Origin of the sequence: Sporosarcina sp. FSL K6-5500, from assembly GCF_038005665.1 — a bacterium.
GTDB classification, from domain to species: domain Bacteria; phylum Bacillota; class Bacilli; order Bacillales_A; family Planococcaceae; genus Sporosarcina; species Sporosarcina psychrophila.
Genome location: NZ_JBBOTP010000001.1, coordinates 4,664,809 through 4,685,155, shown reverse-complemented (window position 1 = coordinate 4,685,155; position 20,347 = coordinate 4,664,809). Strand labels below are relative to the sequence as shown.

Below are 20,347 nucleotides of genomic sequence, written 5' to 3'. Positions count from 1 at the left end.
TGTTATTGGATTCACCAAAGAGATAAGGCAGATGTTAAAATCATTGGCTCCCCCTTTTTCCGTTATGGTTAAATCGCGGGGGTGGACAAGTTGAGGTAAACTACGATTACCCCAAATAATTAAGGTGAAATAAGAATAAAAATTGATTAGGGCAAGGACAATAAGTCCTTGCCCTAATCACTTTTATTAGATTTACAGTTCATGGTATTTACAATATATTCAAGGTATCGACTGGAGGTGGAGTGGTTGAATTGAAAAAACTAATATATTAAATAATACCATTTTATAAATCAATTACTAATATTACCGTACTTACTCTAATTAATATTTAGATATAATTGATATATTGGAAGCACCAAGTAATCTGTTCTTTCTTCTATAGTTAAGCGGTTAAAGAAGTGCTCCGCTTCGGTTTTACTATTTAACAATACGTTACAGCTAAACATCGCTGCAATATTTTCGCGGAATTCTGCACTGTATTTCATTTTAATGAGTACTTCAATTTGTTCTTTATTCAGACTTCCATTCAAACGATAATAAACCTGGAGTACATTGAACTCAATTTGCATTTCATAATCCGCATCTAATTCAGTTACCTTCAATTGCATATAAACATATTCTGCTAATTCAAGGAACTGTGTATTTTGTGTATTATCATAAGAAGTTATGCAACTTAAACAAAATTTATTTATCCATAGAAAGGTCACATTGTTCAATACCCTAACAGGGTCCATGAAGGAATCCTGAATTATTCTTAAGTTGATATTAGCACATGTTTCTAGCTCATTCGAAGTTAAAAATATAAATGGGCTAATTGCAAATCTTTCATCTGATTCCCAAAAGTGCAAAACTGTTTCAAACTTACTATAAGTTTCAGAGAATGCATTGATTAATAGTTTTTTCTCATTTGGATTATAGTAGACGAGTATTCTTAAATCACCTACATATAGGTTTAGTAGACCCCCTTTTTCAAGACTCTCTTTATTTATTCTCGAATAATCATGATTCACAAATATATCTGCAATCAGTTGGATCTTTAAATAGATGTCCTTAATATTTCCAATTATAATTGTTTCGTTAGGAATACTCAATTCTTCAAAAACAGGCTTGACCTCATTTAATAATTTAAAGTTATGTTTCGAGTTTTCGATCATTTCTTTTGTATCAAGGTCATTCATTTCGATGAAAACACCTCTAAAACTGACGGTTTTCCCAGCTAATATGAGCTCTAAGAAGGGAAGTACTTTTAGTTGCGATGCAATGGAGTGAAAATTAAAGAGATTAAACTTAATTTGTTGTTCCGAGTCATTAATATCAAAAATGACTTCCAATGAATTTTCTAACGTTACTTTTATAAAGTTTTCCCGCTCTTCAACTTTTAAGTGGAAATTGAAAGGTACCCCATCAACCTCGAAATCTTCTTTTCCTTCCCTAGTCATTTTTCCAATTACTCCAAATCCAATAGGGTAGTCGAAGTCCTTTTTTGTACCATATATATAAAAGTCATGTTCGAATATATTATCTGAAATATTATTCGGATTAAAGGTTAAACTTTTAAAGCTAAATGAATCGAATTCATTTATTTCAATAGGACATTAGTCGCCTAGACCAATTGATTGCTTAGGACTTTCCGAAAGGAAGTTTTCACAGATAGTTTGAATGTTTGTTTCCTCTAATTCTCTTAGGTAAACAACTCGACTTTTTTGCTTTTTATTTTCTCCGAAATGGGAAATTAATTTTTTTAATTCGAGAGGCAACAAGTTCTTATAAAAGGTTTTTGTACTTCCATCTTGCTGGACTTCAACGACAAATAGTAAAACATCATTATTTTAGTAATAATTTTTATAGTGTTCCATTGAAAAAGTAAATGAAATTAATCCTTCTGTAAACTTATTAACTTGGGTGCCTTTTACTTGTATAGGGACTCTTCCTAATAGCGATTGTATTGTTTCATTCTCGTTTTCAAATACTTGAATATCTCCGTCAAATGAAATTCCTTTGTCCCCAATAGGGATATTTGGGAGTAAATGATTACCAGGTCTATTAGCTTCATTTACAATCGCCTGAACAGCTAAACGTTCAATTCTACTGTTATCTAGTTTAATCATTGATTCTCATTTTCTAATGATTAATATGTATATTATCGAAGGCATTCATCCATGAAGGAACCTAATGGACTTGAGGATAGGGGTGGGGCTATGCACTGGGTATACGTTTTAAGCGTACTCAAAAACTTCCAATAATGGAGTTTGCCCCTTTAAATTCACTCATCATAGAAGCTTGAATTATCTACTTTAATATCATCAATTTCAATATCTATTTCTAAAGGAGTAATTACATCAATTTGCAATTCGATATTGAATGGATGGGACATACTCATCCTTATCCCATCCCCATTTCTAAAATCACGGTTAGAACCATACTGATGTTCAACGTCTACTATGCCAGCAATATTAGCAAGTAATAAAATTACTGTCACTATGCAGCGCTTTATAAACGTCGAAATGATAGTAGAATGTTCTATATTCTTCGACACATTCCGAATCTTTAATACAGCGTAATCCTGTTTCGCACATCTCAAGGATTTTTAGTGATTCCCTTTCCTTCGTATACTCTTTTACTAAGGCATTGGGTAATCGGAATAAATAGTTTAAGATTTTATTATTACTATGTCCATCCAATTAGTTCCTAATAGTCAATAGTAAAACAGTTTAACAAATACATGTAACAGAATCTTTTACCGCGGGTTATTATGTATTCTGCGCCATTGTGTACGCCGTTTGTTCTGATAGGTTCGGCTGCTCCAGCTTCGCAATCTCTTTTTTCACGTATTGTCACGATCTATTTAGAGAAAACCTTTGTGAAAGAACGTCATGTGATTCATTCAATACGATGGGGAATTAGCGCTTCCTGTATTCGTAGTGAATAGACGTACCTGTGGTTGAGCTTTATTTCTAACCGTTAGTTGCCCACTTCCGCTTAATGTAGCCCCTCCATAGTTAGTGGGAAATCCTGCTGAGTTACGTATAATAAAATGACGGAAGTCACCTTTGAAAATTGTCGTCATTGAATAAGTATTATTAGCAAAAAAAACCATAAAACTACAAAAAATACTATTTAGGAGATTACTGTATAATTACATGTTAGTATTGCATTACCTCGAGGTGGAAAAATCGTATTGCAATATTTTTGAACACTAAAAAATAAATTGGAGTGGTTAAGTTGAAAAAACTAATATATAAAATAATACCAATTGTTACAGCATGTATCCTTCTATTTACAACAATTGGAGGTACAACGGGTTTTGCAGCTGAAAGTTTAGAAAGCACACAAGAAAAAATCTTGAATGTTGAATTAAATGATATAAATCAATTACCCACAGAAAGTTTTAATGGTCCTAGAATTAATTTGGAATCAGAAGTACAGCCGCAGTTTATATTCCCTATTGTTCCATTATTAGTGGGTGTTACTATTAGATTTGGGGTTTCATTTGTTGCAAGAACCGCAGCCGGTAATGTAGGTAGAGTATCAGCACATGCTGCTGAACAAGCAGTAACTAGGAAGATTTCTGCGCAAATGATGGATAAAAGTCTAAGTTCAGGCTTGAAATATGTAGATAAATTTAGTGGGGAACGTATTACTTGGTATAGAGGTAATCAAACTGCTGTCTTACTTAAGAAAACTACAGATGAAGTTAGTACAGTTTATTTACAGCCCGCACCAAAAGCAAGTTGGGTACGTAAAAACTGGGAATGGTTTGGGGATGTGAAATAGCTCTCAGATAACAGAAGAGTTCACATATAAAACGATTGCTCTAATATAAGAGTAAAGCAACTAGTTAATTGTTCATATTAGTTGCTGGATTAGGAGACTTCGGGTACAGTGATTGCAAAGCTGTATCCTAAGTTTTCGCGCCTTTAAACAGAATATCGGACAAAGGATCGTAGTTTTGATTGACGAAATAACCTTCACTTAAGTATACATACAATTATTTGCGTGATAAGGGAGAATCGGCAATTCTCAAAATAGCATGGGGACTAACTGGGCCAATATATTAGAAAGGAGTCTAAAATAATATGAAATGTTTATGTAAACAAAAAGAAGTACATGACTTAAAAGTCGAAGGAGATATAGGAGCCGACCCTATATGGTGTAATCAATGTGGATGTAACTTGGATATAGAAGATATTCCAATTTCACTTGCGTTGAAATCAGAATTAATGGAATGGGTATGGAAATATGGCAAATGGATTGATTGGGATAAAGATGGAGTATTTCCAAATGGGATTGAACTAGAAGAAGAACATAATAAACAGGGTATGTATTTAACAGAGAAATTAAGGGGAGAACTTGAAGACAAATATAAAGTTTCATTTTCCCCATCTACATTTGCGAGAAGACGTGCAGATAAATAGCATTAACTGAGTTTATCCAAAGTTTCCTTTTCCGAGTGTTGTGTATTCTTCCATTCTTAAAGTTAAGTAATAAAGATGAACCTTTGTGGTAGAAATTGAAGGGTTACAAGGGCTTCTCACGATGTGAAGCCCTTGTAACCCTTTTTTATATGTCTTGATTTGTGACGACGACTTAAGAGGAGTACCCTCGCGCAGCAGCTCTAAAACTACGGTTTTAGTCCTGTTACGTGAGTTTTTTTATGTCAATTAGATATAATCCCCAAATATGTCTGGCTTCCATGCATGAATCGCATGACGTTCTTTCTCGAAGATTTTCTCTAAATAGATCATTGTTGTTTCGAACTTCTCGTGACCAAGAGAACGCATAATGTCGTATATATCCCCTCGGTTAATCTTTGATATGATCGCAAATACATGTCGAAAAACGTGAGGTGTGACTTTCATCGTTTGATCAGATAAGTTCAATTGGTCTAGGCTAGTAATCTCTTTTTTCACGTATTGTGACAAATACGAAGGGGTATAAGCGCGTCCTGTATTCGTAGTGAAAAGGTGATTAGAAAGTGGTATAAGTAAGGTAGATGCTAGGGTAAAAGGTAAGGGTTTTGTAGTTACTACACCTGTTATTACGCCTCCAGTAGTTAAAACGCCTGTGACTGCTCCTATAGTGAATAAGACACTGGATAGTGTGAGAGATGAGTTTAAGGCTGTGTTTGGGAATGGATATGAGTATAATGTAGGTACCGAATCAGTAAGTATTAAAATAGGAGGTGAAACAAAAAATAAATTGATATACCGATACTATGCAGGATCTAAGAGTGTGATGGTATGGGATCTGAATAAGATTAATGAGACGCATAAAGTAATAAAAGAGTTAGGTTTCCTATTAAAAGGAAATGAATTCAGTAGTGCTATTTCTAAATCAAAAACAACTGGTAATACTATTGATATCAAAGGCACAAGTATATTTCATGCTGGTGATAACCTAACAATAAAATGGTGAAATAGTTTTTAAAAGCGGACGTTTTTCTTCAATCTACAAACGAAAAAGATGCCATCGTCTGTGAAGAGATCGAGGGCTTATAATCCACGTACGCCCGGTCAAAAACATACATCTTTGTCAGCGGATCCAAAGAAGTAGGAGATGCCGGCCGGATTCATCCTGAGTGGTTTGGCTAGATTGCGAGGCGAGGAGCTCCACTCTTTTTGGAAGTCGTTGAAAAAGTTCTAATACTTAGAACTAATTAGAATTCCTGCCAATACCGCTTTGACGCTTTGTGGATGCCTCCCGCGATAAGCCAGAAAGAAGACCAATTGGGAGGCACCCCCTAGCGCCAAGCGTTGTTGGTAGGATTCTTTATTGCAACATATCTAGTTTTATATCTGTTATTCTGTCTCATCGGATACCGATGTAGAACGATCATCCAAATAGCGATATAAAGTAGACTTACTAATTCCAGTCGCTTCTTTTATGTCATATAACGTATAATTCTTACTGTCATACATTGAAAAAGCCAGCTGTAAATTGTCATCTGGTTTTCGTGGACGACCAATCGATTTACCCTGTTGTTTAGCAGCTTGTAGTGTAAATGTAGAAGAATGGCTTAGAAATTTAGATTGTAAATCCGTGAAAAAAGTAGCACTTTGAAGTAGTGAAGCTTTTTGTATTGTTTGATTGGATAATTGTTCATCGAGGAAGTGAATGGCGATTTGATCTCGTTCTGCTAGTCGTAAAATATCTAAAAGCTGCTGCAGGGAATCAGCTAATACTACAATATTTTGGACGAATAGTTCATCATCTTTTTTAAGTGCCATTAATAAGTGTTCAAGCTCTGTTCTTTTCCTGGCAAGTCCATGTGTCTCTTTACATAATGTATCAATGAAAAGTTCATTTAATTGGTGGGCGCAATGTTGATCCAAGACAATCGGACGGATATATCCGTATTTCATTTTTTCGCTCCTAACTTCCCAAAAGTATTACCTTATGGGACTAAAAATGATATGATATTAACATTCTAACATTGGCATAAGCTTTTTTATAATTTTAGACATCATGAAAGGGGAACCGTATGTATACTTTAAAACAACAGTGGTTTGGGAATATGCGTGCCGATCTTTTAGCAGGTATGGTTGTAGGACTGGCACTCATTCCCGAAGCATTGGCTTTTGCGTTCATTGTGGGTGTAGATCCACGTGTCGCGTTATATGCTTCATTTACAATTGCGGTCATTATTTCGTTTGTAGGTGGCCGACCTGGTTTAATTTCAGCTGCGACAGGTGCAATGGCTTTAGTGCTCGTCAGCTTAATGGCAAATCATGGTCTACAATATGTACTTGCAGCCACAATTTTAACAGGAATTATTCAATTAATACTCGGGGGACTTGGTGTTGCGAATTTAATGCGCTTCATCCCAAACTCCGTCATGCTTGGATTTGTGAATGCACTAGGGATTATGATTTTCATTACACAATTGCCTTATTTACTGGGTTCAAATAGTATGACCTATCTATTTGCGATTGTTACATTAATTTTAGTGTACGCGATTCCACGATTTTTCACGGCTATTCCTGCACCTCTTGTTGCGATTGTCGTTATGACTTGTATTGCGCTCATAAGTGGTGTGAAGTTACAGACGATTGGTGATCTAGGGACGATGCCAAATTCATTGCCGGTTTTTTTTCTTCCAGATATTCCACTTAACTTTGAAACGTTAAAAATCATATTCCCTTATGCTTTGGCTTTATCGATTGTTGGTTTATTGGAATCATTACTTACTTCCCAAGTATTGGATGATATGACTGATACGTCGAGTAATAAAAATAAAGAAGCACGTGGACAAGGGATCGCCAACTTTATCACTGGTTTTTTCGGTGGGATGGCAGGTTGTGCTTTGATTGGTCAATCAATCATCAATATTAAATCAGGTGGACGAGGACGCTTATCGACATTAACCGCGGGTGTATTTCTACTGTTTTTAATTATCGTTTTAGGTGATGTAGTTATCAAAATTCCGATGCCTGTTCTTGTCGGGGTGATGATTATGGTTAGTATTACAACATTTAATTGGGGTTCGTTTAAGTTTCTGAAACAAGCGCCTAAATCGGAATCACTTGTTATGCTCATTACAATTGCGATTATCTTATATACACATAATTTAGCGATTGGTGTTGTTAGTGGTGTTATATTAAGTGCGCTATTTTTTGTTGCAAAAATTTCTCGTGTGACAGTAACGCATGATTTAGATGGATATAAGGTGAAAGGACCTTTGTTTTTTGCATCAACTACGAAATTTATTCAGTCATTCGACAATGTTACAGAAAATGAAATCGTCATTAATTTTGAAAACAGTCAGCTGTGGGATGAATCTGCAGTCGGTGCAATATATAAAGTGAAACAGAAGCTTGAGCAAAAAGGTGTGAAGGTACAGATTCAAGGGTTAAATTCTTCAAGTGAACAATTGTACAAACGATTAACATAAGGGAGGAATTCACATGAAGATTGCTGTAGCAATTGATGGGTCAGAAAATGCTTTACGTGCAGCAAAACATGCTATTACGATCGTCCGTTACTTACCTGATGCGCAGTTAGAAGTTATTTATGTCTCGGACTATAATAAGGCAAAAGATGAGCGGCTGTTATCGCAAAGTCCAGAGAGCTTAACATTAAAACGAGAACAAAAAATGCATCCTATTTTAGAACTAGCAAAAGATGTCGGAGTGAAGACGAAGACTACCATGTTGAAAGGGAATCCAAGTCAAGAAATAATAAAGTATGTGAATTCAGAAGGAATTGACCACCTTGTCATCGGAAGTCGCGGCTTAAATACTTTTCAAGAAATGATAATCGGCAGCGTCAGTCACAAAGTAATGAAGCATGTAAATTGTCCGATTACGATTGTTAAATAAAGGGCCTTCATTCCCACTACTATACGATCCATGTGACTGGTGAGAAGTTGAATAAAGAGTGCCTGTGCATTCCATTATAAAGATTTTTTTGTTTGGACTCCTTCCTATTTTTGGGGTTATGTGTATTATTAATTTCACGCACATATTAATGCATCAGTAGTGTAATTGAATCTTTACATACTGAAATAGGAGGTGTTAGTTGTGAAAAAAATGATTAAGTCCCTTACCATCATTTTAATATCTACCTTGCTTTTGATAAGCTGTAGCAATAATGAGGAAAAACTAAGTAAAGTGAATGTGAAACAATTAACTAGAGTTGATGTTCAAGTGGTGAAACCTGATGAAAGCTATGACGAAGCGGTAATGATTACCGATAAAGATATTGTGGATTTGTCGAGGGTGATATTTGACCAAATTGAATGGCAACAAAATGTAAAAGCTGAGATGGATAGAAGAGAAGATGTAAAAGTAACTTTATTTTTCAGTGTTGATAAACATATGACTGAAAAATTAGTTGAATACTTTATTTGGTTTAATGATGGTAATGAAACGGCAACAATTATTGATAGGGTTGAAAATACTTACGGTACAATGGACAAGGAAAATGCCACGAAATTGAAAGAACTAGTGTTAAGTAAATAAAAAATAATACGTTATTTCCTGAATTGAAAATAGAAAGTATCGGTGCTATAATCGATGCTTTTTTGGGGCGTTGAAATAAGTGTTACATTTTTTATATATTTCCCCCCTGACGAGAACCCTTTACCAGTGATATTATTCTTCTTTCGGTTTGTTCTAGGAATCAAGTGTGTAGTGTGTTATTACATCAACTTGCGCTTGAAGTACTGTTAAATTCTCTTGAATGGGTAAAATAAAACTTCCTGTACCGTACTCAATAATAAAGTGTCTGCGCAGAAACAAATAACAACTTCACCCGCTACGCCATTTCATAATGCGTACCAAAGCGGGCTTTTTTAATAGCAAAATAAACCATCAAATGGGATATTGAATCACATAAATAGATGATTTGTTATATAAATCCCTTGTAGTGTACGGGGGGGTTAAAATATAGTCACGGATAGTATGTTAGATGACTACCCTTAAATTTGGTCCTATTGGTTTCTTTGAGTTGGTAAAGGGGGATTTCCATATGAGAAAAAAAGACTCGTTAGGGCTAGCACACTATGTAGATTCAATTGAAGCACAACAAAAGCTTTATAAGCGGTCGCTATTCGTTGTCGTGATGTCCCAGATTTTTGGTGGGGCGGGACTTGCAGCTGGGATTACTGTGGGGGCATTAATTGCTAGGGATATGTTAGGAACTGCAAGCTTTGCAGGGTTGCCGGCTGCATTGTTTACACTTGGATCTGCGCTTGCAGCGTTCTTAGTGGGCAGGATTTCGCAGCGTTTTGGTCGTCGGTACGGGTTGTCACTTGGGTTCATCACAGGTGGAATCGGTGCGATAGGTGTCATCTTCGCAACGACTATGGACAATGTGTTGTTATTATTTATTTCGCTATTTGTTTATGGTGCAGGGACTTCGACGAATCTACAGGCGCGTTACGCCGGAACAGATTTGGCTAGTGACAAGCAGCGTGCGATTGCCATTAGCATCGCAATGGTTTCAACTACGATAGGTGCGGTGGCGGGACCTAATTTAGTGACACCGATGGGGAACTTCGCAATGACGCTAGGTATACCAGCTTTAGCGGGGCCATTCATATTAGCAGCGGCGGCGTACCTCGTAGCTGGACTAACGTTGTTCTTCTATTTGCGTCCTGATCCATTTCTAGTTGCAAGAGCAATTGCGGTAAAGCAGGAAAAACAAGTTGATTCAAATACTACAACAGTAAATAAAACACGACAGAGTAAAGTAAACCGAATCGGTATTTTTGTCGGTGCGATGGTTCTCGTCTTGTCTCATCTCGTCATGGTTGCGATCATGACAATGACCCCAATCCATATGCAAAACCATGGATCTGGACTGACGGTCGTTGGAATGGTGATCAGTCTACATATTGCGGCGATGTATTTGCCATCGCTTGGTACAGGTCTATTAGTCGATAAATTCGGTCGTACAGTAATGGTCATTGCTTCGGGTGTCACGTTATCAATTGCGGGATTACTAGCAGCCTTTTCTCCAGGTGATTCCCTCGTCTGGTTGACGATTGCACTAATAGTGTTAGGCCTTGGATGGAATTTTGGCTTAATCAGCGGAACAGCAATCATCATTGATTCAACTGATATGACAACACGTGCAAAAACACAAGGTTCTGTTGATGTATGGGTTGCTTTAGCTGGAACAGCAGGCAGTATATTGTCAGGAATCATTGTTGCCTACTCAAGCTATGCTGTTTTAGGCTTTCTCGGCATGTACCTTTCGTTGCTTTTGATACCACTTATTGTTTGGAAACGGTTTAAAGAGAAAAAAGAAAATCACAAAACTTAATGACAGAAGCAAGAAAATAATGATCCTGCAGCAGTTAGCACATGTGATATGAAAAGAAAAATGAGAGAATTACACTTCATTCTATTGAATAGAAAACACCGGAAATCCATCGACCAAAACTCGGCGGGATTCCGGTATTATTTTTGTGTAAATCAACACTTCTGTTGATTTACCAAGAGTAACTATATAAGTTGAAATAAAGACTCCCATCAAATCCGTTACGGCGCTCGGGGATGCCTCCAGCCCTTAGCCAGATGAGGTATCCTTTAAACTATATGGAATAGCCTCTTGGCATTAACGGTATAATTTCTGCGGAGAATGCAGAAATTATACCAACCGAACTCTTCGTTGTTCGGTTGGCTACCCCTAGTAACGCGCCTTCACTCAGTTCATATAGGTATTCATTTGTTCAACATATATAGTAGTTTATTTTACGTGAACCATCAGTCGTTGTTACTTGGAAAAGCAAATGTTGACGCGGATTCACTGTTCTCTTCAAACCACTTTTCTGAAATGGTTTTAGTCTTGGTGAAGAAGCGGGCTTGGTCAGGCCCAAACATATGCCCCTCACCGAATCTCGAGCGTTTCCAGCCGCCAAAGTTATGATAACCAACAGGAATTGGAATTGGCACGTTTACCCCAACCATGCCGACGTCAATCTCCGTTGTAAATTTGCGAGCGGCCGCTCCGTTATTTGTGAAAATTGTGACACCGTTACCGAGCTCATGTACATTGATTAAGTCGATTGCTTCCTCTAATGAATCTACCCGAACAACATTACGAGCAGGACCGAATACCTCTTGCTCATAAATCTCCATGCCAGGTTTGACGTTATCTAATAAGGTAGGACCTAGATAGAAGCCATTGGAATTTTTAGCGATGTCTGGATTGCGACCATCGCATACGAGTGTAGCACCTTCTTCTAGGCTACGGTCGATAAAGCCAATGATCGCGTCCTTTGATTGCTTTGTAATAACAGGCCCAAAATCAACGTCTGAATCTGTGTATGGCCCTACTTTTAATTTTGCGATTTTATCAGCCAATACTTTGACGAGTTTATTCGCTGTTTCTTCGCCAACGGGAATGATTGTGGAAATGGCCATACAGCGTTGGGAAGCGGCACCATAGGCCGCGCCTAAAAATGCGTTTGCGACCTGTTCTAAATCTGCATCTGGCATGACAATCATATTGTTTTTACCGCCACCTAATGCCGTAACTCGCTTGCCGTATTTTGAACCGGTTGTGTAAATATAATCAGCGACTGCTGTGGAGCCGACAAACGAAATAGCTTCAACAGCAGGGTTTTCTAATAGCTCGTTTACCGCATCCTTGTCGCCATTGATGACTGTCCAAACACCATCTGGTAAACCCGCTTCTTTCCACAGTTCCGATAAAAATAATGCGGAGCAGGGCACGCGCTCGGATGGCTTTAAAATGACGGAATTGCCAACTGCGACCGCCATAGTTGTAATGGCAAGTGGCACCATCACTGGAAAGTTGAATGGGGAAATCGCTGCAACAACGCCGAGTGGTGCTTTTGCGGAATAAGCATTAATATTCCCACCAACATTGACGGAGTACTCACCTTTTAATAGGTGAGGCGCATTGATGGCTAAGTCGACGGATTCTAAACCACGTGTGATTTCACCCTTGGCATCCTCGATTGTTTTCCCGCTTTCGATACAAATGATGTCGATGAGCGTATCGATACGTGCGGTCATCAATTGACGAAACTTCATGACAATTTCAACGCGTTTGCCAATCGATAGGGCGCGCCATGCCGGAAAGGCTGCTTTAGCTGTTGCAATTGCGCTTTGCACTTCCTCTTTCGTTGCAATAGGGACGCGTGCAATCACTGCCCCTAAACTCGGATTGAAAACATCTGAGAAGTGACCACTTGTGCCTGCAACGATTTCACCATTAATAAAATGCCCTAGTTCTTTTACCTCTGTATTTGTTACCATACATTCATTTCCCCCTTGTGTTTTACGCTTTTGGCAGTAGTTCATTTAAAGCGTTCGTAAGTTTTTCAACAATCAAATCTTTTTCTGCTAATGAAATAATCAGTGGTGGAGCGAGTGTTAAAGTATTGTTAAAGCCTGCAACCGTGACACCATTTTTCCCAATGATTAACCCTTGTTCTTTACATAAAGCGATGACTTTGTTGACAGCAGTTACATCAAGTGGCGCTTTGCTGTTTTTGTCACTCACAAGCTCAATGCCAATCAGTAAGCCTTTACCGCGGATGTTGCCGACATTTGGATGATTCTTTAAGCGTTCTTGTAGTTCCGCATGGATAATTGCGCCCATTTCTTCTGAGCGAGCAAATAAATTTTCATTTTCCATGATTTCGATATTTTTGAGGGCAACTGCACAAGCTGCTGGAGAACCTCCGAATGTGTTGACGTGGCGGAAAAAGTCGTACTCCTCACTCCCATTGAAAGCCTCATAAATTTCGCGACGCACAGCTGTAGCAGATAACGGCATATAAGCACTTGTTAAGCCTTTTGCCATTGTGACAATATCCGGCTGAATGCCATAGTTTTGGAAGCCAAATGCTTTGCCTGTACGTCCGAAGCCGCAAATTACTTCATCGACAATGAGCAGGGCCCCATGCTTTTCACAAACTGCTTTTACCCCACGCAAATAGTCCTCATGGGGCATAATCACGCCTCCACCGGTAATAATAGGCTCAAGTATTACGCCGGCAATCGTCTCGGATGATTCCCAAGTCATGACATTATCGATTGCCTGAACAGACGGTAGGGCAGTTGGCTCTGTAATATGATCTTCGTTTGCACGGTAGGCATCTGGTGGTGCAACATGGAGGAAACCAGGTGCTAACGGTTCGTACTTATATTTACGTTGTGCTTGCCCTGTTGCCGCTAATGCCCCCATCGTATTGCCGTGGTAGGCACGATAGCGGGAAATAAATTTGGTGCGATTTGTATGACCTTTTTGCTGATGGTATTGACGTGCGATTTTGAAAGCGGCTTCATTCGCCTCTGAACCACTATTAGAGAAAAACACAACATAATCATCGCCTAATAATTCGCTGATTTTTTCGCTCAGTTGAATGGCAGGGATGTGCCCAACGGATAGAGGAGTATAGGCATTTTCCAGTAATTGCTCGTAAGCGACTTTGGCGAGTTCCTCTCGCCCGTAGCCAACGTTCACACACCATAAACCAGACATGGCATCTAAATAACGTTTCCCATCAATGTCCGTTATCCAAGCGCCCTTCGATTTCTGAATGATTGTCGTCGCGTTTGGGTTGTAGGGCTTCATGGAATGCCATACATATTGTTCATCTTTTACTTGCCAATTTTGACTCGTTAAATTCGTCATCGAGCATCATCACTCCTTCATTTATCATCATGCTATCACTAGCGTTGCATAAATACAGGCAGAAAATTCACTCTATTAAATTTCACAGTTTAGAGCCAAAAAGGGAAACACTTCAATAGAGGTGATTCCATCTATTTGGTTTTTATTTACAATTATACTTGTGCGACAAGTTCGTTTTCATTTGGATTTGGAAGGGTACCAGCTGGCTTTATCCATTATAAAAGAACTTTTAGTTTGCAAAAAATAACGAATATTTTGAGTATTTAGAGCGAGTGGGTAGAATTAATGCGACGCTAGTGTCATGCTATAAATCTATTATCCGATTTTTCGGTGAAAATAGCATTATACACAATGTAAAATAAATAGGCTGTTGCTTTTCACATAAGGTGAGTGAAGAGAATGGTTAGTTGTCGCTAAACAGTATTAACTCTAGTGCTAATCGCTTTTCTGTTTGCATAAAATCTGAGCCTAGCAACTGCTCAATTTTTTCCAAACGATGGTACAGTGTTTGTCTAACGATAAACAGGCGTTCGGCAGTGTCTTTTTTTTGACCATTGGTGTGTAAATATACTTTTAACGTTTCGACTAATTTACTGCTATGCTTGCGGTCATAGTCAATAACGGGCTGTATATATTCGGTCATCATGTCCATAATATATGGATTTTTTTGTAATTGCAAAATTAAATGATGGAGGTGTAAATCCTCGTAAAAACACGAAAGCTGTGGATCTTTCCATCGAATGTGTAAGGTGTCTTTGGCTGTTAGAAAGCTAGTATTGAGAGCTTGGAAATGAGTCACGTATTTTCCTACAGCGACTGAAGTTTTAAAGTCACCATATTTATATTTTTGCTGATTGTCATGGATTTGTGTAATGGCTTGTTCGATACGTTGCTTATATGTTTCTTGCGCATGTAAATTCGCTAAAATAAAAATAAGCTGTTGTTGCTTTTCTATGATAAACGGATAGAATTCTAACTTCTCTAAGACATTGCGCGTAAACAGCTTATAGTACGTTAAATCACTGCTTTTGCTTTTGTGGATTTGAAGAATCATGACCAGCCAATTACTTGTTGTGATATCTGCATGATGGTCTTGCAGGAAATGCGTCAATTCCTCCATATTGGATAACCCATTCAGCCATTGCTCTAGAACTTCACGATCCTCCACAGCCTTTTTTTCCTCGCTATACAAAACCCGCAATAAATAGTGTGAAAGTGCAATAACCGTGCGATCTAAAATCAGTGCATCGTATTCATTGACGACGCGCTGTGGGGAAAACAAACAAACCTCCCCATAATATTGGTTGAAAATATTCACCTCACAGCGAATAACATGTTTTTCCACATAATCAGGGCTTGACTGTTGTTGCATCTTATCATACTTGTCCTGCTGAATATTGGGAATAAACACAGGCTTTTGCCCATTAAATGTAAAGATGACCTGCAAGCCAAGATGTTTATAGAGGTGCATTAAAATTTGCTCGTAATTGTTGGCGGTCAGTGTATATTTATTAATTTGCTGTGCGTAGTTCTCTAGGTTTTTCACCATGCCATATTGCTGATTGATGAGGATACTGTGTATTTCTTGTGTGATTTCGACAAAGGCTACCTCCTGATGAAAGATGATGAGAGGGAATTGGTAGTCCGTCGCCAGTTGCTGTATGCAATCAGGAATTTCTTGAATGACGCTACCGAGCTCAATGCACAGCCCAGCTGATTTGGATGCTATTAATTGGTGAATAAAGTGATGGAAGTCATCATCATTGTTTTTCAAATGAATACCCGTAGTCAAAATTAATTCATTGCCCTTTAATAATTTGGCAGCATCCATAGTTTCGACGATATGCACCCATTTGATGATATTGAGGTGCCCCTCTGCACCAGCAAGAAGCTTCGCGCTACTGAATAACTTTTTCGTCAGTACATCTGCTATAGTGAGTGGAAATTCATTCATAGTGTCCTCCTATCACGCATAATTATTGATGCGTCAACACATCTTCTATTAAAAAGGCTATATACAAATTGGTTTTTGTAAAAGGGTTGGTGGCGTCTATATCTAATAGCAGTTCAACTTTTTTGATTTTATATAGGACAGTGTTGCGATGAATGAATAGCCGTTCACTAATTTTACTCGTACTGCCGTTTTCTTCAAGGAAAATACGTAAAAATGACACGTAATCGGTGTTGTGTAAATCATCATATCGATAAAGTTGTCCAAGTATATCCTGGCTAAAAGATTCAATTAATGTCCGGTTTTGCACACCCATAATAATTTTATAGGCTCCAATTTCTTTATATTTGTATAAGAAGCGGTTGTTGTGCAACTGTGCTAATTGAATGACAGTGAGTGATTCCTCGTAGCTTTTATGGATGTTTTCGTAGTCTTCATAAAAATTCCCTTTGCCGATGATGACATTTAAGCCGCCGCTTTTCTGGGTGATCTTTTCGTAGATGTCTTCAACTGTTTTTGAGAAAGGACTATTGGATGTAGTGATCTGTGTTCGATTGATGAGAAAGATGAGGTGGTTTTTGTGCTTGAGTCTTAAAAACCGTTTATATCTATTTTGGAATGCAAACTGAATGAGGACCTCGTAACGGCCAATGCTACTGCGTGCATCTGTTGTTGTACAAGTGATGATGGCCAATTCTGCGCCTTGTGGAAATCCAAGTTGGGTTAAATTTTGCCTTGTGGAATCGACGTGCTGTTTGTAATGAAACAGTAAGTTGTAAAGGACTTGGTCTTCGGTGGATTGTTCTTGCTCGTGGGTGGCGATAAATTGAAATGTCGTTTTTAAAAGGTCGGCTACACGGCGGTCCCAAGGCATTTGGAAAATGGGCAATTCATGCTCATTGGCAAACGAGATGACCGATTCGGAAATGTCAGGAATATAAGGTCCCGTATTCACGATAATACCAGCTATTTTTTTAGTGTACGCCAGTTTAACGAGTTGTTCTAAGGATGTATTTTGGTGTGGAAAGTTAATGCCTGTTGTTACAACTAATTCATTTGGTCGGCAAAACGTGATTAAATCAATGCTTTCTACTACGTTAATACCTGAAACTTTTCGATACAAACCGCTTTCTCCAGCTACTAATGTCAGCATCGGGAATAGAGCCCCCTCTAGGATTTTGCCAATCGTTCCCATAACAGCCCCCCTTATTATACAAATAACGTACCATAAATATTGTGCACTTGCACATACTTTCTTAGTTTTATATCCATATCTTCCAAATAGTTTCTATTTTATGATTGTCATAAACAACCACTTATCGATAACTATTAATTTAGAATTTTCGTAAACAACAACTATTTTATTACTGTGAAAGAGAGGACTTGCATATGTATAAATGTAATAGTAGTAGATTACAGGGATTAATTGAACAATTTAGTCAATTTGGTGCAACTGCCAATGGAGGCGTAACCCGTTTGTCCCTTTCAAAAGAGGATGTATTAGCGAGAGACTATTTTTGTGAAATATGCATAGAGTTAGGCATGGACATTCAAGTAGACGATATGGCAAATATCTATGCGATTCTACCAGGAAAAAAAGAGTGCCCACCCATCGTAATGGGATCACATTTAGATTCGGTTGAAAAAGGTGGCAGGTTTGATGGTGTCTTAGGTATTTTAACCGCAATAGAGGCGATACGAACGTTAAAGGAAAACGACATTGAGCTCGAGATCCCATTAATGCTTGTGAATTTTACGAATGAAGAAGGTGCGCGCTTCGATCCGGCGATGATGAGTTCCGGTGTCATTGCTTCAAAATTCAGTAAAGAAAAAATGCTAGAATCTATCGATAAAAATGGTATTTCCTTTCAAGAAGCATTACAGGCGAGTGGCTACGCGGGGGAGCAAGGAAATCGCTTAACAGAAGCCCTTGCATATATTGAGCTGCATATTGAACAAGGACCGGTATTAGCAGCAAAGCAACGTGACATTGGGGTGGTAGAAGGCGTTTTAGGCATGGTGTGCTATGAAATTACCGTGACAGGTGAATCAAATCACGCTGGCACAACGCCAATGTCGATGCGTAAAGACCCGATGATTGTGGCGTCTCGTATAATTTCATCTTTGCATGAGCAGCTAAGTAAAATCGACGAAGCGCTTGTGTTCACATTTGGGCGTATGCACGTGGCACCTAATATTCATACAGTCATTCCGAACGAAGTAGTGTTTACTATGGATTCGCGTCATCAAAATCCAGCGGTGATGCTCAAAGTAGAAAAGCTATTGAAAGGTCTAGCTTCAGAGGAAAGCGGTTGCCACATTAGCCCGGTCAAGCTATGGGGGCGGGAGACCGTATTATTTGATGCAGCTATTTGCAATGAAGTGGAAAAATCATGTCATGACTTTGGTTATTCCTTCCAACGTATGTTCAGCGGGGCGGGGCACGATGCACAGTATATCGCGAGCTTCATCCCATCGGCAATGATTTTTGTTCCAAGTATCAAGGGGAAAAGTCATTGCGAGGAGGAAGAAACAACATTTGAAGACTGTGCAAAGGGGGCAGACGTGTTACTGGAAACCGTGTTGACACTACAAAAGAAGTTCAGCATGGGCGAAAAATACACACTAAACTCATGATGAGTGCAGGTTGAAATACTATAATTCGCTAGCACATTGGTTCATCACTAAAAGTTAGAGATGACGTTGGATTAAACTGCATATCATTAGAATGCGGGTTGATTGGAGTGAAGGTTGGACGACCCCTGCTGGACGGAAATTAACCTCCCCTCCACGGTGGAGAGCTAGCGTATTAATGGATATTGACAAACTTTACATTAATTAATCGAAGGGTGAGGGTAGTGTGAAAAAAGTGATTACAGGTGGACTCATTGTGACAGCAACAGATATGTATGAGGCAGATATTTTAATAGAGAACGGCAAAATCGTGCAAATCGGCAAAAACTTATCAGCTTATGGAGCGGAAATTGTAGATGCTACGGGTAAATACGTGATGCCTGGGGGAATTGATCCGCATACGCATTTGGATATGCCGTTCAACAACACGGTGACAGACGATGATTGGAAGTCGGGAACAGTTGCGGCAGCATTTGGTGGGACGACGACCATTTTAGATTTTTGCTTATCTGCGGGTGAAGAAAAACTTGCGACGGCTGTGGCAAAGTGGCATGTAAAAGCAAAGGGCAAATCAGCCATTGACTACGGTTTCCATTTAATGATTGGTGATTTAACGCCTGAAACAGAGGCCGAGTTACCGTTGTTACTAGAGCAGGAAGGGATTACGTCTGTCAAGGTGTTCATGGCTTACGCGAAAGAATTCCAGGCGACAGACCGTACGCTGTTCAAAGCCTTTAAAATTGCAAAAGACATTGGCGCTGTTGTCATGGTGCACTGTGAAAATGGCTCAGTCATCGATGAATTAGTTGAGGAGGCGAAGCAAGCTGGTCAGACGGCGCCAATTTATCACGCACTGACACGTCCCGCGGAATTAGAGGGTGAGGCGACGAAACGGGCCATTGAACTAGCGCATATCGCAGGTGCCAAGCTGTATGTTGTACATGTGACGTGTAAAGAGGCTTTGGATGAAATTATCGCAGCACGTGAAAAGGGCTATGACGTGTATGGCGAAACATGTCCACCTTATTTAACGCTCGATCAGTCAGCGTTAGCACAGCCAGGCTTCGAGGGGGCGAAATATGTTTGGTCACCGCCACTTCGCCCGAAATATCATCAAGAGCATTTGTGGAATGCTTTAAAAGCCAAGCAACTGCAAACAATTGGTTCGGACCAATGTTCATTTAGCTTTAACGGGAAAAAGCAATTAGGGTTAAATGACTTTTCTAAAATACCAAATGGTGGACCGTTTATCGAAGATCGTTTCAGCATTTTATTTTCTGAAGGTGTGGCGAAAGGGCGAATTTCCATCTATGACTTTGTCGATATGATTTCGACAAGTGCCGCAAAAATTTTCGGCTTATATCCACAAAAAGGAACGATTGCTATTGGTTCTGACGCCGATATCGTAATTTTTGATCCTACGGTAAAACGTGAAATTTCAGCGAATACCCATCATATGAATGTAGACTACAACCCGTATGAGGGCTGGGAAGTGACTGGAGAGCCAATCAGTGTACTTGTGCGTGGAGAATACGTCATTAAAAACAAACAATTTGTAGGAGCATTAGGCAGTGGCCGATATATCAAGCGTGCACTACAACCGACGACCGCGCAAACAATCAACGTGTAAACATCAATCCATGAGGA

General features: G+C 38.9%; 17 protein-coding genes. 9 read left to right on the top strand and 8 right to left on the bottom strand.

What is annotated here, in order from left to right:
- Nucleotides 1-317 precede the first annotated feature (317 nt).
- From MKX62_RS22580 to MKX62_RS22570, 3 genes are all read right to left on the bottom strand, one after another.
- On the bottom strand, nt 318-1,439 hold the full coding sequence (locus tag MKX62_RS22580) for a hypothetical protein (protein WP_340742405.1): 1,122 nt from the start codon (nt 1,437-1,439) through the stop codon (nt 318-320).
- Between the two features lie 390 nt (nt 1,440-1,829).
- The gene (locus MKX62_RS22575; RefSeq protein ID WP_340742404.1) at nt 1,830-2,108 is read right to left on the bottom strand and encodes a hypothetical protein; all 279 of its coding nucleotides are present in this window, start codon (nt 2,106-2,108) and stop codon (nt 1,830-1,832) included.
- Nucleotides 2,109-2,263: 155 nt separating this feature from the next.
- Entirely contained in the window at nt 2,264-2,581 is a 318-nt protein-coding gene (locus MKX62_RS22570) for a pPIWI-associating nuclease domain-containing protein (protein ID WP_187045245.1), read from the bottom strand.
- Nucleotides 2,582-3,222: 641 nt separating this feature from the next.
- Between MKX62_RS22570 and MKX62_RS22565 the strand changes: the two genes are divergently transcribed.
- From MKX62_RS22565 to MKX62_RS22550, 3 genes are all read left to right on the top strand, one after another.
- Nucleotides 3,223-3,774 carry a hypothetical protein gene (locus MKX62_RS22565; protein ID WP_340742403.1) on the top strand — a complete coding sequence of 184 codons (552 nt, stop codon included), beginning with the start codon at nt 3,223-3,225 and terminating at the stop codon, nt 3,772-3,774.
- A 302-nt stretch (nt 3,775-4,076) separates the two neighbouring features.
- Nucleotides 4,077-4,415: a hypothetical protein gene (locus MKX62_RS22560; protein WP_187045243.1), complete on the top strand. Its 339-nt coding sequence runs from the start codon at nt 4,077-4,079 to the stop codon at nt 4,413-4,415.
- Between the two features lie 649 nt (nt 4,416-5,064).
- Complete coding sequence (locus MKX62_RS22550) at nt 5,065-5,415, top strand: hypothetical protein (protein WP_255428456.1); 351 nt, start codon at nt 5,065-5,067, stop codon at nt 5,413-5,415.
- 383 nt (nt 5,416-5,798) lie between these two features.
- Here the strand turns inward: MKX62_RS22550 and MKX62_RS22545 are convergent, their stop codons facing one another.
- Nucleotides 5,799-6,362, bottom strand: coding sequence for a recombinase family protein (locus MKX62_RS22545; RefSeq protein WP_340742401.1), 564 nt, complete (start codon nt 6,360-6,362; stop codon nt 5,799-5,801).
- Nucleotides 6,363-6,481: 119 nt separating this feature from the next.
- Between MKX62_RS22545 and MKX62_RS22540 the strand changes: the two genes are divergently transcribed.
- The 4 genes from MKX62_RS22540 (at nt 6,482) to MKX62_RS22525 (ending at nt 10,767) form a co-directional block, all read left to right on the top strand.
- On the top strand, nt 6,482-7,891 hold the full coding sequence (locus tag MKX62_RS22540; RefSeq protein WP_340742400.1) for a SulP family inorganic anion transporter: 1,410 nt from the start codon (nt 6,482-6,484) through the stop codon (nt 7,889-7,891).
- Between the two features lie 13 nt (nt 7,892-7,904).
- Nucleotides 7,905-8,318 carry a universal stress protein gene (locus tag MKX62_RS22535; RefSeq protein ID WP_187045240.1) on the top strand — a complete coding sequence of 138 codons (414 nt, stop codon included), beginning with the start codon at nt 7,905-7,907 and terminating at the stop codon, nt 8,316-8,318.
- A gap of 201 nt (nt 8,319-8,519) precedes the next feature.
- Nucleotides 8,520-8,960, top strand: a complete 441-nt coding sequence (locus MKX62_RS22530; RefSeq protein ID WP_340742399.1) for a hypothetical protein — start codon at nt 8,520-8,522, stop codon at nt 8,958-8,960.
- A gap of 508 nt (nt 8,961-9,468) precedes the next feature.
- Entirely contained in the window at nt 9,469-10,767 is a 1,299-nt protein-coding gene (locus MKX62_RS22525; protein WP_340742398.1) for an MFS transporter, read from the top strand.
- Between the two features lie 443 nt (nt 10,768-11,210).
- Here MKX62_RS22525 and MKX62_RS22520 read toward each other — a convergent pair whose 3' ends face one another.
- From MKX62_RS22520 to MKX62_RS22505, 4 genes are all read right to left on the bottom strand, one after another.
- A complete protein-coding gene (locus MKX62_RS22520) occupies nt 11,211-12,731 on the bottom strand; it encodes a CoA-acylating methylmalonate-semialdehyde dehydrogenase (RefSeq protein WP_340742397.1) in 1,521 nt (506 codons plus the stop codon).
- 22 nt (nt 12,732-12,753) lie between these two features.
- Entirely contained in the window at nt 12,754-14,115 is a 1,362-nt protein-coding gene (locus MKX62_RS22515) for an aspartate aminotransferase family protein (protein WP_067210738.1), read from the bottom strand.
- A 403-nt stretch (nt 14,116-14,518) separates the two neighbouring features.
- A complete protein-coding gene (locus MKX62_RS22510; protein ID WP_340742396.1) occupies nt 14,519-16,069 on the bottom strand; it encodes a PucR family transcriptional regulator in 1,551 nt (516 codons plus the stop codon).
- A gap of 22 nt (nt 16,070-16,091) precedes the next feature.
- Nucleotides 16,092-17,261, bottom strand: a complete 1,170-nt coding sequence (locus MKX62_RS22505; RefSeq protein WP_340742395.1) for a PucR family transcriptional regulator — start codon at nt 17,259-17,261, stop codon at nt 16,092-16,094.
- Between the two features lie 194 nt (nt 17,262-17,455).
- Here MKX62_RS22505 and MKX62_RS22500 point away from each other — a divergent pair, with 194 nt between their 5' ends.
- Nucleotides 17,456-18,703 carry a Zn-dependent hydrolase gene (locus tag MKX62_RS22500; RefSeq protein WP_340742394.1) on the top strand — a complete coding sequence of 416 codons (1,248 nt, stop codon included), beginning with the start codon at nt 17,456-17,458 and terminating at the stop codon, nt 18,701-18,703.
- 223 nt (nt 18,704-18,926) lie between these two features.
- Nucleotides 18,927-20,330: a dihydropyrimidinase gene (hydA, locus tag MKX62_RS22495; RefSeq protein ID WP_067210730.1), complete on the top strand. Its 1,404-nt coding sequence runs from the start codon at nt 18,927-18,929 to the stop codon at nt 20,328-20,330.
- Nucleotides 20,331-20,347 lie beyond the last annotated feature (17 nt).